The organism is Mycolicibacterium helvum (assembly GCF_010731895.1).
In the GTDB taxonomy this organism is placed as follows: Bacteria; Actinomycetota; Actinomycetes; order Mycobacteriales; family Mycobacteriaceae; genus Mycobacterium; species Mycobacterium helvum.
Genome location: NZ_AP022596.1, coordinates 1,096,369 through 1,109,178, shown reverse-complemented (window position 1 = coordinate 1,109,178; position 12,810 = coordinate 1,096,369). Strand labels below are relative to the sequence as shown.

Here is a 12,810-nt window from a genome sequence, read left to right as displayed (position 1 = left end):
GGCCGGAATCAGTCCTCGGCGTCGTCGCGGGCGCCCAACGCATCTTCGATGCGTTTGCGGGCTCCGGCTAAGTGCTCTTCGCAGCGTCGGGCCAGTTCCTCGCCCCGTTCCCACAGTTTCAGCGACGAATCAAGATCGAGCCCACCTTGCTCGAGCACTCGAACGACGTCGATCAACTCGTCTCGGCACTCTTCATAACCGAGCTTACTAATGGGCTTCGTTTCATCTGGTTCAGTTGGCTTTGTCATGCGGCTCCATCCGTCGGGCCCGTACTGGTGGCGCCGATCGCGCCGTCGCCGACCCGGATGCGCAGCCGGGTTCCGGCCGGCGCGTCGGCGCGTGTTCGCAGAATGTCGCCGTCCGCCGTCTGCACCACGGCGTAGCCGCGAGCCAGCGTCGCCGCCGGGCCCAGCGTTGCCAGCCGCGCGGCCAAGTGGCCAATCCGATCGGATTCGGCCGCGACCAGCCGGTTGACGTCACGGCGTATTGCAGACCGGGCACGCTCGATCTCCTCGGTGCGCTGGGTCAGCCCGCGCAGCGGGTCGGCGAGCACCGGGCGGCTGCGCAGGTGGGTCAGGGTGCGCTGCTCACGGCCGACCCAGTTGCGCAGCGCCTGGGCACTGCGCTGCCGCAGCTCGGAGACCAGAGCCAGCTCGGCGACGGCGTCGGGCACCACCTTCTTGGCGGCGTCGGTGGGGGTGGCCGCGCGCAGGTCGGCAACCAGGTCGCACAGCGGATTGTCCGGCTCGTGGCCAACCGCACTGACCACCGGCGTGGTGCAGGCGGCGATCGCGCGGCACAGCGTCTCGTCGGAGAACGGCAGTAGATCCTCCACGCTGCCGCCGCCGCGCGCGATCACGATGACATCGACGTCGGGGTCGGCGTCCAACGCCGCTAGCGCTTCCACGATCTGCGCCACCGCATTCACACCCTGCACGGCGGTGTTGCGGATCGCCAACCGCACTGCCGGCCAGCGCGCCGAAGCCACCGTCGTCACATCGTGCTCGGCCGCGCTGGCCCGCCCGGTGATCAGTCCGACGGTCGATGGCAGGAACGGTAACGGGCGTTTGAGGCGCGGGTCGAAGAGGCCCTCGGCCTCGAGCAGCTTGCGCAGCCGCTCGATGCGGGCCAGCAGCTCGCCGACGCCGACGGCACGAATATCGCTGACCCGCAAGGAAAATGAGCCGCGTACCGTATAGAAGGTCGGTTTACCGCAGACCACGACCTGGGTGCCTTCGGTGAGCTTCACCGGCGCGGCGTGCACCAGATCACGCGGGCAGCTGATGTCCAGCGACATGTTGGCCGCGGGATCGCGCAGCACCATGTAGGCCGTCGAGTTGCGCACGTTGATCTGGGTCAGCTGACCCTCGACCCACACGGTGCCCAGCTTGTCGATCCAGCCGGCCACCCGGATGGCCACCGCACGGACCGGGTAGGGGTTCTCCGGCGAGTTGGCCTGGGCAGTGGTCACTTGGCGGACGCGCGGGTGATCCTGTTGGCCAGCAGAGTCTGGAATGGTGCGCGGGCCTTGGAGGCTTCCTCGTAGGCCAGCAGCGCCTCGAGATCGGCGACGCTCAGCGACTGCAGGCGGGCGCGCAGCTGAGCCAGGGTCAGCGACTCGTAGTCGAGTTCTTCGGCGATCTCCGGCGCGCTGGCGGTCTGCGTCGCCACTGACGGCGGGGTCCCCTGGGACTTGGTCTCTACCCCGTCGGTCACCGTGTACAGGGCGAACCGGCCCTCGGTGAGGCGCTCGCCGTCGAGCAGGGGTCCGTCGTCGTCGGCGACGTCCTCGTCGAACGTCGCCCACTCGGGCTGTTCGTCCTTGGGCGGGAAGATGTTCTCCAACGCGGAGTCGCCCTTGATCACCAGGTCGGCCAGGTCTTGCTGCACCTTCATCACGATGTGCGCGATGTTGCTCGCCACCGTCATCGGGTACATCAGGATGGTTTGGGGCAGCTTGCGGGTTTCCTCGATGGCGGTCACGGCGGCGCCGACCAGCAGACGAACCCCATATGGTGCTGTTGCCATGGCAGACAGCCTACGGCTGGCCCCGCTACGTTGCGGGAACGTACCCTGGAAACCATGCCGCCTACCGTCAACATGGGGATTCCCGGTGCCGCCAGCTCGGTTACCGCGGGCGCGGCAGGCAAGCGAGTGCTGCTAGCCGAACCTCGTGGCTACTGCGCCGGGGTAGACCGGGCCGTCGAGACCGTCGAGCGCGCGCTGGAGAAGCATGGCGCCCCGGTCTACGTGCGGCACGAGATCGTGCACAACCGCTACGTGGTGGACACCCTGGCCAAGGCGGGCGCGGTGTTCGTCGAGCAGACCGACGAGGTGCCCGAGGGCGCCATCGTCGTGTTCTCCGCCCACGGCGTCGCGCCGACGGTCCACGAAGAGGCCGCCGCCCGCAATCTGAAGACCATCGACGCCACCTGCCCGCTGGTCACCAAGGTGCACAACGAGGCCAAGCGGTTCGCCCGCGACGACTACGACATCCTGCTGGTCGGCCACGAAGGCCACGAGGAGGTGGTCGGGACCGCCGGTGAGGCGCCCGACCATGTGCAGGTCGTCGACAACCCGGACGCCGTCGACAAGGTCACCGTCCGCGATCCGAACAAGGTCATCTGGCTGTCCCAGACCACACTGAGCGTCGACGAGACCATGGAGACGGTGCGCCGGCTGCGGGAGAAGTTCCCGACGCTGCAGGACCCGCCCAGCGACGACATCTGCTACGCCACCCAGAACCGCCAGGGCGCGGTGAAGGCGATGGCGCCGGAGTGCGATCTGGTGATCGTGGTCGGCTCACGCAACTCGTCGAACTCGGTGCGTCTGGTCGAGGTCGCTCTGGGTGCCGGTTCGAACGCGGCCAAGCTGGTCGATTACGCCGAGGACATCGACTCCGCCTGGCTGTCCGGGGTCACGACAGTTGGCGTCACTTCAGGGGCGTCAGTGCCCGAGATCCTGGTCCGCGGGGTGCTGGACCGGTTGGCCGAGTACGGCTACGGCACCGTGCAGCCGGTGACCACGGCTAACGAGACGCTGGTGTTCGCGCTTCCACGGGAGATCCGTCCCGCCCGCAGCTAAGCGTGCAGTCAGCGGTCGGAGCGCCAGGACTCAGCGTCCCATTCACTTGATCGACGCGGCCGGGGCTGCGGACGCGGAGCGTCCTCGCCCTCGCCGCGATACCGCACGCGCGATACCGGGTGATGACTGCCGCTGTCGGCGTTGGCCCTGCCCGGCGGCCGTTGCCGGGGCGGTGGCTCATAGGGCGGATACGGCTCGTAGGACGGGTAGGCCTCGTACGGCTCGAACCGGCTGCTGCGCTGTGGCGGCGCGCCGTACGGATCGCGGCGTTCGCGAGGCACCCGCGGTTCGCGCGTCTCACGAGGTTCCCGAGGCTCACGCCGGGACGGTGGTGGCGTGCGGCCACCTTCGTCGCGCGGCTGACGCCGGCGGCGTGGGGCTTCGGCGAAGTCGGGGGCGGCGGGATCGTCGTCCAGGCTTGGACGACGCCGTGTCGACGAACGGCGGGGACGCTCCGGCACCTCGGTGATGTCCTCCAGTGGAGGACGGGCGTGCCGGGAGCGAGTGGGGGCGGGACGCTTGGCGGGTCGGCTCGACCGCGGTTGCCTTCGTGCGGTGGCAGGACGTTCGATGCCGTGTTTGGGTGCCTCCTCGACGTCTTCGTCGTCGACGTCGCCGCGGCCCAAGACCGAGGTGAACTTGGCCGCCAAACCGGCGAACAGACCGGGGGCTGCGTCGGCATCGGACTCGACATCGGTATCGGCGGGGTCGGCCGGCGCTGTCGATCGGTTCGACATCGCGAAATACCAGCGCACCAATCCGATCAACAGCACGCCCGCCGACGTGAACAGCATCAGCGGGAAACGCTCGATCAGGGGGTAGCCGAAGTTGATCAGGGTGTCCTTGATGCCGGTGAACGCGGCGCCATGGAACAGGAAGTACGCACTGGGCACGGCGACAAACAGAATCAACGGGGGCTGGATGACGGCGGTGAAGATGCTGGACTGCCGGACCGCCAGTACCGCAGTGACACACCCGACGGCGTACAGGACGGCGAAGACGCTGCCGAGATCCTTATTGCTCGAGCCGGCGTCGAATGCGAACCCAATTGTGGTGGCGATCACAGCAATCAGGACGGCACCCCACCAGGGCACGCCGGGGAGATTCGGATGCGCCGAGCGATTCGTAGCCGCCACCGACGACCTGGCTCGCTGTGCTGACACACGTAGACCGTACCGTTTCCGACCGAATGTCGACCGTCGGCGGGGCCGCGAGCCGACAGGTCTGCGCGAGCTTTCTCCTAGACTGTGTTCCCTGTGAGCCTCAGCCTCGGAATCGTCGGTCTGCCCAACGTGGGGAAATCCACCCTATTCAATGCGCTGACCCGCAATAACGTGCTGGCAGCCAACTATCCATTCGCCACCATCGAGCCGAACGAGGGTGTCGTTCCGCTGCCGGATCCGCGGCTGACCAAGCTGGCCGAGATCTTCGGTTCCGAACGGATCCTGCCCGCGCCGGTCACCTTCGTCGACATCGCCGGAATCGTGAAGGGTGCCTCCGAGGGGGCCGGTCTGGGCAACAAGTTCCTGGCGAACATCCGTGAGTGTGACGCGATCTGTCAGGTGGTCCGGGTGTTCGCCGACGACGACGTCGTCCACGTCGACGGCAAGGTGGACCCGAAGTCCGATATCGAGGTGATCGACACCGAGCTGATCCTGGCCGACCTGCAGACGCTGGAGAAGGCGGTGCCCCGGCTGGAGAAGGAAGCCCGCAACAACAAGGACCGCAAGCCGGTGCACGAGGCGGCGGTGGCTGCCCAGCAGGTGCTGAACGACGGCACAACGATGTTCGCCGCGGGCAAGAAGGTGGATTCGGAGCTGCTGCGCGAGCTGAACCTGTTGACCACCAAGCCGTTTCTCTACGTGTTCAACTGTGATGAGTCGGTGCTCACCGACCCAGAACGGATCGCGTCATTGCGCGAGATGGTTGCGCCGGCCGATGCGGTGTTCCTCGACGCCAAGATCGAGGAGGAGCTTCAAGAGCTCGACGACGAGTCCGCGGCCGAGCTGCTGGAGTCGATCGGGCAGACCGAACGCGGGCTGGATGCGTTGGCGCGGGCCGGTTTTCACACGTTGAAGTTGCAGACCTACCTGACTGCAGGGCCGAAAGAGGCCCGCGCGTGGACGATTCATCAGGGCGATACCGCGCCCAAGGCGGCCGGCGTGATCCACACCGACTTCGAAAAGGGCTTCATCAAGGCCGAAGTGGTGTCCTTCGACGATTTGGTGGAGGCCGGAACGATGGCCGCGGCCAAAGCTGCGGGCAAGGTCCGGATGGAGGGCAAGGACTACGTCATGGCCGATGGTGACGTGGTCGAGTTCCGGTTCAACGTCTAGACAGCAGCAGAAGGCGTGAGTATGGCATTCGACATCAGACCTGCTGTAGCCGCGGATTTGGATGACGCCGCCCGCACACTCGCCGCGGCCTTCGATGCCTATGCCTGGACGCGATGGTCTATTCCGGAGGATGGTTACGCGGATCGGTTGGAACGCCTTCAACGGCTGTACCTGGGCTACGCGCTGGACCAGGGCGTCGTCCTCGTCAGCGACAACATGCATGGTGTCATCGCGCTGTTGCCTCCGGCTGCATCGCCCCCGACCGCCGACTTTCAGGAGCAGGTGGCAAGGTTGCATGGCCAGCGCCTTGCAGCCGTTGCGCAGGTAGAGACTCCGACTCCGCCGGAGAGCGCCTGGAGTCTGGCCACGCTCGGTGTACACCCACGGAGTCAGGGCGAAGGTCTCGGGAGTGCGCTGGTCCAGACTGGCCTGGCCGTGATTGACGGACTCGGTGCCAGCAGTGTCGCCTTGGAAACATCAGACGAACGCAACGTTCGGCTCTATGAGCGCGCAGGATTCACTGTGACGGTAACAACGGCCATCGAGCAAGGGCCGGTGGTCTACTCGATGTTCCGCCCTGCGTCTGAATGATGGAGCGGTGTCAGTGAATCGCGATGTCGTCGAGTTCCGGTTCAATGTTCAGCAGCGGGCCTGTCGAAGTACTGGACCAGGCAGAACTCGTGTCCTTCGGGATCCAGCATGTTCAGTACGACCCCCTCGTCGTCGTCATGCCGAACGCCGGTAAAGCGCCCGCCGAGTTCCTCGATCTGCCGACGGCCGGCGCCGATCTCATCGACCTCCACATCCAGGTGGATGCGTACCTTTCCGGCTTTCGGTTCGGGTACGCGCTGGAAGGTGAGTCGCGGAAACGGCCCTGAGCGCGAGCCCACAGTCGCCCAGTTCGGATCATCCCCGTGCTCGCTCGACGCTGGAATATCGAGCAGGGCGGCCCAAAAGGCCGACATCCGAATGGGATCAACGCAATCGATGGTCACTCCGGACCAGCGGTTTGCCATCATCTGTCCCCTCGAGGTTCCACGACACTTCAATATTGCATTGAGTGAGAAATCTCGCAGGGGCGCACTCGCACTTCTTCTGCGGGAGTTCTCACTCAACGTTCGCCACGGCCGTACTTGTCAACCACTCGCGCATTGTTGGGACGTTTATCGGCGCCGCAAACTGGTCGAGTTCCGGTTCAACGTTCAGCCGGCCGTGATGTCTCATATCGCGATGGGTGAAATCGTTGGTCAAGTACCTCATGGTCGTGACCTGCTAGTTTCTAACGTGGTCAACGCTGACCGCGACACACCCCCAAGCAAGGAATCCGCCACATGTCAGATCAGTTGCCGCCGTGCCCGGCCTGCGGTGAGGCGTTCACCTACGAGCAGGGGGCGCTCCTGGTGTGCCCGATGTGCGGTCACGAATGGTCGGCGGATGAGGTGTCCGATGTCGATTCGGTGCACGCCGGGGCCGCGGTCAAGGACTCGGTCGGCAACGTCCTCGCCGACGGAGACACTGTGATCGTCGCGACGACCGTGAAGGTCAAGGGCGGCGGTGGCGGGGTCATCAAAGCTGGCACGAAAGTCCGTGGAATCCGGCTCATCTCCGATGGCGTCGGCGATCACGATATCGACGCAAACGTCCCCGGTTTGGGTCGCATGCAGCTCAAGTCGAGCGTGGTCAAGAAGGTCGTCTGAACGCGGTGCACTGTCCGACGGGTACCGTCACTCTGGAGCGGTTTGCCATGCGCCGAGTGTGGGGGATATGTGCGCGATTGGCGTGGGGGGCGGTTTCGGTACACACGGCCCACACTCGCGAGTTGCGCGGAGGCAGTGGAAAGCGCCCGGTTAACGTTTAGTTGAATGCTGCTTCAACGTGCCGATTGCTCGGACGCGGCGAGCCTTGCGGCGATGGTTGAGATTGCCTCGCCTATTCCCTCGACCGTGTCAACGCGCAAGATCGGCTCGCTCCACGGCTCGTAAAGCCGCTCTTCCACCTGACGCCACGTTGGAACCGCCAGGCCGTCGAGGTCGGAAACCCGCGCTTCGACTCGTCGCCTGTGAACGTTGATGTCACTGCAGAACACCTCGACCTCGATCAGCGTCGAGCCGGTGGCCTGCGCACAAGCGGCCCACGCGCGTCTGGTCATAGCGAGTGGGTTCACGCTGTCGGCCACGACATCGTGTCCTGTGCCGAGATGATCGCGAGCGAGTGACCAAGCCACTCGATAGCCGACATCGGGAAAAGCGTCCCAACCTCCGACTCGCTCGATGATCCCTGAAGTGGTCAGCGCTGCCTCGATCGTGTCGAGCCGGAGATGGACTCCATTGATCGCCGCGCTCAGGCTGCGAGCGAGAGTGGTCTTCCCGACGCCGGGGAGTCCGGACAGAACGATGAGAGTCGACTTCCGGCCGGCCATCTCTGGATCCTACGAGCGGGGTCGACCCCGCGGCCGGTCGGATCCGCCGCCTCCGACGTTTAAGTCGCACCGTCACGATGAAACAGCTGAGTCCCGCAGGTCTGTATAGGTGGCAGTCGCATTCTTGACGAGGAAGTCATGAACACCAGGAGGTTGGTATGGGAACCCTGAACTACACCGCGACGATATCCCTGGATGGCTATGCGGCAGATGCGAGCGGAGACTTCCAGTGGTCGGCACCGCATGGGGACGTGTTCGCTACCCATGTGGACCGGATGGCCACGGTGTCGACCGAGGTGTTGGGGCGCAAGACGTTCGCGCTGATGCAGTACTGGGAGACCGATCCAGACGACGAGATCTGGACCGCGGCAGAACAGGAGTTCGCCCGACGCTGGCGGGACATCGACAAGATCGTGGTGTCGGCGACGCTGACGCGCGACGAGATCGGGTCGGAAGGGGTTCGTCTGCTGCCCGGCCTGAGCCTGGACGAGTTGCGCAGGATCGTCGATGACGCCGCGGGCGTCGTCGAGATCTTCGGGCCCACAGTCGCGGCGCCGGCGATCCGTGCCGGCGTGGTCGACGAGTTCCAGTTCTTCGTGGTTCCGAAGATGGTGGGCGGTGGCCTGCGCGCGCTGCCCGACGACGTGCACCTCGACCTGAGGCTTACCGAGCACAGAATCTTCGACAACGGCACCGCCCAGCTGCGATACGTGCCTCGCTAAGCGCTCAGTCCATCCGCTCGACCCACTGAGCCCGTGATGGGCCGGGCACAAAAGGGTCGGCGAAGTACTGAGTTTCGTGCACGACCTCGCCGTCCTCGAACTCCATGATGCTCACCACATGGGACGGCTGCCCGTCGTAGGTCAGCACGAGTTCGCTGATCCACAGGTTGCCATCGCCGCGAATGCGTTTCACGGTGAACCGCTTAGCGTTCGGCTGTGCGGCGCGTGAGGCTTGGATGTGGTCGCGGCCGCGGATTCGCTCACCCGATTGCGGATACTCAAGCACCGCGTCAGCCCGGTAAATGCGGTGTTCGGTGTCGAAGTCGTTCGCATCGGAGGCGGCCCAGTGGACCTCTAGCGAGGCTCGAATGTCGTTGTCGCGCATGGTGACTTCCTTCCTGCTGCAGTAGTCAGCTCGGCTGGTAGGCGCCCAACCGTTGAATCGTGGCGGTGTCGCGAATACCCGAGCGCGCGACGTCGCGGGAGTGGGGCCAGTCGGACCAGGACTGACGGGCCTCAGCCGACTCGGCGGCGAACCAGAAGTGGTCACCCCCGGTCCGCCCCGGGCCGAACGGTGTACAGCAGATCAACTTGTCGTCACCACAGCGTGGTCACCCCGATTGCCAGTACCGCGTAGAGAGTCATCGGTGCTTTGTGCATGGCGGGCTCCTGACCGGTGTTGGTGAGTCGACCGTAGTCGTGGCAGTCGTCACCAACCATGCGATCAGCTGAACCTGCGAACATCCTGCTTGTTCAGGCGTAGCCGACCCACCCGCGGAACGTGAACGCCGAGAAGAACTCCGTGACGCCGGTGAAGCCGGCTTCGAGCAGGACAGCGCGGTCTTGCTCTGGTGACAGGACCGGAACTTCCGTCGCGATGGCGACACGGGCCTTGTCGACAACGGCGGGGTCGATACCCGACGCGACGAGGTTCGCAACATGCCGTCGTAGCCACAACTCGCGCTCGTCGTCGTCGCGTTGCGGAAAGCTGAGGTGCGCAACGACGAACGGTGCACCAGGCGCGAGTCGTTGCCGTACCTGTGCCGCGGTGCGACACCGTTGGTCGTAGGTCAGGAAGTGCAGCGTCAGCAGACTGGTGGCGCCGGCGAACGGTCCGGGCGGCGCGTCGTCGATGTACCCGTGGTGCATGCGCACCCGACTCGCATGGGCTCCGAGGTTCTGCGTGGCGAGATCCAGCATGGCGGCCGACGGATCCACGGCGTCGAACGTCCAACCTAGCTGGGCTTCGGCGAACGACTTGGTCTCCAGGCCTCCGCCTGCGCCGAGCACCAGAATCCTGGCATCGGACTGCGCATATTCGCCGATCAGGACCGATGCCAGACGGTGAATGTCCCGGTATGCGGGCACCATTCGCGCGGCGCGCTCGGCATACATCGCGACATGGTCGGAGTCATCGAAAGGGTTTGACGTCACAACGCGATGGTGCCGATGCCGATGCGACGCTGGCAAGGACATTTGCCGATCAGGCAAGGAGCAATTCTTAGAGGATGTGTCGCCGGCGCGCCTCGGCGATCGAATCGCCGCGCTTGCCGACCCCGAGCTTGATGTAGATGCTCTTGAGGTACCACTTCACGGTGTTGATGGTGACCCCGAGGTTGCGGGCGATCTGCTTGTTCGACAGGCCACGATCAAGCAGGAGCAGGATGTCGATTTCCCGTGCGTTGAGCGGCTCTTCGGGCAGCGGTGATCGATCGGCGACGCGGGCGATGACTGGAATCGCCGCGCTGCGGGCGTCGGCGTGTGCGGTCGCGAGCAGGCGTGACAGGTAGTTGGCCGGCACCTCGGGAAGACCGACGGGCTGCCGGCTGATCCGGCTGGCCTCGCGAAGCTGAGCCACCATCGTGAGTATTTCCGGCCCGGCATCGATGACCGTACGGACTAGTCCCGATCGCGCGGCCGTCACCAGTGTGGGGACCAAGACCTCGGTGGCGGCTGCGGTATCTCCACTGAGGTAAAGGACTTTTGCGAGTTTGAGGTTGGTGGTTATTTCCCCATAACGCCAGCCGACCGCTCTGCTCTCGTCCCGCATCGCCGCGACGATGCGCCGCGCATTGTCGAAGTCGTTGTCGACCCGTAAGACTCGAGCGCGCATCCCGCGCTGGTAATAGCGAATGGCGAACGCGATGCCGTCTTGTCCCGTGGCGACGTCGTTGGCGCTGCGAGCGAGTGCGTCCTTGGCGCGGGCGATATCGCCGACGGCCAGGTGCAGTCGGACGCAGTCGTTATAAAGGGCAGCAGACAGCCGGGGCATCGAAAGGTGTTGCGCGGTATAGATTCCCTCTTCGAGTAGCGCCATGGCGTCATCGATATCGCCTCGAAGGACTCTGATCCGGGCAAGTGTGCTGTATGTGGCGATCATGAAATCGGCGACACCGCTTTCCGCGCCCAGCTCGTGACACTCCTCCAAAAGGGTTTCCGCCGTGTCGATGTCGCCGCGCTCATAGTGCATCCGGCCGAGTAGCGCGCCGGCAAGCCGGGCCGCGTGTGACTGCTGACCGGCCATGCGCTCGGCCACCGCCCTGGCCTCTTCATAGCGACTTTCGGCGCTGATGAGATCAAGCCGGGCGAACGCGGCCAGGCCGGCGAAACAGCGCCCGTACACACCGGCGAATGGCCCGGCGGTGGTTTCGTGAAACGGAGTTGCCCAGCGCTGGCGCGCTTCGGCCGCGTCGAACGCGAAGTTGTGAATGTCGGCGAAGGTGCTGATATTGGCCGACACCGCGACCAGGAAGGGCCGGTATCCGGAATTCTCCACGAGGAAGGGGGCAACAAGATCTGCGGCGCGGTCGATGCGATCGCCGTAGACATCGATGCATGCCTGCACCACATCGGCTTCGCCAAGGATGTCCGCGGTTGCGCTGTCGGGTACCGAACCCAGCGCGGAGCGCGCGAGGTCGAGCGAGACCTGAGCCTGCGCACTGCGTTGCAAAAGGCAGTTGGCCCAGGCGATCCCGATGTGCAGGTGTGGTCGGTCGGCGGGTAGCGGCTTGGGCAGCTTGTTCACCAGCGCGAGCAGAGTGGCCATCCGGCTGTGCTCAACCAGCGACATGGCCTGGTTCTCGACCAGATCCACCGCGGCGCGCCCGTCTCCGGCATTGAGTGCGTGGGTGACCGCCTCGCTGTACAGCTCCTGTTCGCTGAACCAGGCCGCCGCAGTGCGATGAAGGTCGACGATCTTCTCGCCGTGATCGCGTTCCAACCGCTGGCGCAGGTATCCGGCGAACAGGTGGTGGTAGCGAAACCACTCCCGGTTGTCGTCCAGTGGCCGCAGGAACAGACCTCGCCGTTCGAGGTCTTCGAGGATCGCCTGCCCGCGGGGCCGGCCGCTGACAGCCGCGGCGAGCCCGCCGCACAGACGCTCGCAGATCGAGGTTGTCAGCAGGAAGTCGAGTAGGTCAGTGGGAAGTGTGTCGAGGACGTTCTCGGCCAGGTAGTCACCGATGGAGTGATGACGCCCGGAGAAGTCGCGGATCAGAGCCGTCGGGTCAGGGCTGTTGCGCAACGACAGGGTGGCCAATTGCAATGCGGCCACCCACCCCTCGGTGCTGGACCACAACGTGTTCACATCGTCAACGTCGAGGTCCAGTGCGTTGAGTTCGAGCAGAAAGGCAGCCGACTCCTTCTGGTCGAAACGAAGCTGAGTGGCATCGATTTCGTAGACCTGCTTACCAACTCTGAGTCGTCCGATCGCCGGTGCCCGGGTTCGGCTCGTCACGATCAGCTGCAGATTATCGGGTCCAACGTCGAGAAGGAACTCCAATACGGCTGTCGCGCCTTGCCCTTCGATGAGATGCCAGTCGTCCAGCACGATCGCCAGCGGCCGCCCGTATGCGGCACATTGGTTGACCAACTCCGCCAGCACGTAGCGCTGTGCGTCGTCGGACTCTTGTTCCAGCAGCCCGCCCAGCCCGGCGCCCACAGTAGGTTCCACCCGGCGAACCGCCTCCACGAGATGGCCGAGGAACGAGCCGGTTTCGTTGTCGTCGCGGCCTAGCGTGATCCAGGCGACCGGCACCCCTTCGGCGCTCAGCACCCGCTGCCATTGCGCTGCCAACGTTGTCTTGCCGAAACCCGCTGGGCCGTGGATCAATACCAGCCGCTTGGTGCTGCCCGCTCGCAGCAGATCGATGAGGCGCTTACGGGCGATCAGTCCGTCGTCCAAGGCCGGTGCCCGCAATCTGGTCGATACGACCGGAGCGGCCTGCCTCTTGGGCTGCATCCCCTTAGC

At 65.1% G+C, this 12,810-nt stretch carries 15 protein-coding genes; 5 read left to right on the top strand and 10 right to left on the bottom strand.

Annotated features, from left to right (window positions below):
* Positions 1 to 8: 8 nt before the first annotated feature.
* The 3 genes from G6N38_RS04960 to G6N38_RS04950 are packed head-to-tail and all read right to left on the bottom strand — an operon-like array spanning position 9 to position 2,028.
* Entirely contained in the window at positions 9 to 248 is a 240-nt protein-coding gene (locus tag G6N38_RS04960; RefSeq protein WP_163746516.1) for an exodeoxyribonuclease VII small subunit, read from the bottom strand.
* Positions 245 to 1,471 carry an exodeoxyribonuclease VII large subunit gene (gene xseA / locus G6N38_RS04955; RefSeq protein WP_163746515.1) on the bottom strand — a complete coding sequence of 409 codons (1,227 nt, stop codon included), beginning with the start codon at positions 1,469 to 1,471 and terminating at the stop codon, positions 245 to 247. Before xseA ends, G6N38_RS04960 begins: the two co-directional genes overlap by 4 nt.
* Positions 1,468 to 2,028, bottom strand: a complete 561-nt coding sequence (locus G6N38_RS04950; protein WP_163746514.1) for a lipid droplet-associated protein — start codon at positions 2,026 to 2,028, stop codon at positions 1,468 to 1,470. The genes xseA and G6N38_RS04950 overlap by 4 nt, the downstream gene beginning before the upstream one ends.
* Before the next feature lie 54 nt (positions 2,029 to 2,082).
* On the opposite strand from G6N38_RS04950, the gene G6N38_RS04945 reads away from it, so the two are divergent.
* Positions 2,083 to 3,084: a 4-hydroxy-3-methylbut-2-enyl diphosphate reductase gene (locus G6N38_RS04945; RefSeq protein ID WP_163746513.1), complete on the top strand. Its 1,002-nt coding sequence runs from the start codon at positions 2,083 to 2,085 to the stop codon at positions 3,082 to 3,084.
* 8 nt (positions 3,085 to 3,092) lie between these two features.
* Here G6N38_RS04945 and G6N38_RS04940 read toward each other — a convergent pair whose 3' ends face one another.
* A complete protein-coding gene (locus G6N38_RS04940; protein ID WP_163746512.1) occupies positions 3,093 to 4,247 on the bottom strand; it encodes a DMT family transporter in 1,155 nt (384 codons plus the stop codon).
* Between the two features lie 93 nt (positions 4,248 to 4,340).
* Between G6N38_RS04940 and ychF the strand changes: the two genes are divergently transcribed.
* Positions 4,341 to 5,420, top strand: coding sequence for a redox-regulated ATPase YchF (gene ychF / locus G6N38_RS04935; RefSeq protein WP_163746511.1), 1,080 nt, complete (start codon positions 4,341 to 4,343; stop codon positions 5,418 to 5,420).
* Positions 5,421 to 5,441: 21 nt separating this feature from the next.
* Positions 5,442 to 6,011 (top strand): GNAT family N-acetyltransferase, encoded by a 570-nt coding sequence (locus tag G6N38_RS04930; RefSeq protein ID WP_163746510.1) that lies wholly within the window; start codon positions 5,442 to 5,444, stop codon positions 6,009 to 6,011.
* A gap of 41 nt (positions 6,012 to 6,052) precedes the next feature.
* Here the strand turns inward: G6N38_RS04930 and G6N38_RS04925 are convergent, their stop codons facing one another.
* Positions 6,053 to 6,385, bottom strand: coding sequence for a VOC family protein (locus G6N38_RS04925; protein ID WP_246227705.1), 333 nt, complete (start codon positions 6,383 to 6,385; stop codon positions 6,053 to 6,055).
* Between the two features lie 366 nt (positions 6,386 to 6,751).
* Here G6N38_RS04925 and G6N38_RS04920 point away from each other — a divergent pair, with 366 nt between their 5' ends.
* The gene (locus tag G6N38_RS04920; protein ID WP_163746509.1) at positions 6,752 to 7,117 is read left to right on the top strand and encodes a zinc ribbon domain-containing protein YjdM; all 366 of its coding nucleotides are present in this window, start codon (positions 6,752 to 6,754) and stop codon (positions 7,115 to 7,117) included.
* A 173-nt stretch (positions 7,118 to 7,290) separates the two neighbouring features.
* On the opposite strand, the gene G6N38_RS04915 is transcribed toward G6N38_RS04920, so the two are convergent.
* The gene (locus G6N38_RS04915; protein ID WP_163746508.1) at positions 7,291 to 7,839 is read right to left on the bottom strand and encodes a P-loop nucleotide/nucleoside kinase family protein; all 549 of its coding nucleotides are present in this window, start codon (positions 7,837 to 7,839) and stop codon (positions 7,291 to 7,293) included.
* A gap of 158 nt (positions 7,840 to 7,997) precedes the next feature.
* On the opposite strand from G6N38_RS04915, the gene G6N38_RS04910 reads away from it, so the two are divergent.
* Positions 7,998 to 8,561: a dihydrofolate reductase family protein gene (locus tag G6N38_RS04910; protein ID WP_163746507.1), complete on the top strand. Its 564-nt coding sequence runs from the start codon at positions 7,998 to 8,000 to the stop codon at positions 8,559 to 8,561.
* A 4-nt stretch (positions 8,562 to 8,565) separates the two neighbouring features.
* Here the strand turns inward: G6N38_RS04910 and G6N38_RS04905 are convergent, their stop codons facing one another.
* From G6N38_RS04905 to G6N38_RS04895, 4 genes are all read right to left on the bottom strand, one after another.
* On the bottom strand, positions 8,566 to 8,946 hold the full coding sequence (locus tag G6N38_RS04905; protein WP_163746506.1) for a nuclear transport factor 2 family protein: 381 nt from the start codon (positions 8,944 to 8,946) through the stop codon (positions 8,566 to 8,568).
* A 212-nt stretch (positions 8,947 to 9,158) separates the two neighbouring features.
* Complete coding sequence (locus tag G6N38_RS30965) at positions 9,159 to 9,281, bottom strand: hypothetical protein (protein WP_281357888.1); 123 nt, start codon at positions 9,279 to 9,281, stop codon at positions 9,159 to 9,161.
* A gap of 33 nt (positions 9,282 to 9,314) precedes the next feature.
* A complete protein-coding gene (locus G6N38_RS04900; RefSeq protein WP_246227703.1) occupies positions 9,315 to 9,995 on the bottom strand; it encodes a class I SAM-dependent methyltransferase in 681 nt (226 codons plus the stop codon).
* 67 nt (positions 9,996 to 10,062) lie between these two features.
* A complete protein-coding gene (locus tag G6N38_RS04895; protein WP_163746504.1) occupies positions 10,063 to 12,801 on the bottom strand; it encodes a winged helix-turn-helix domain-containing protein in 2,739 nt (912 codons plus the stop codon).
* Between the last annotated feature and the right edge of the window lie 9 nt (positions 12,802 to 12,810).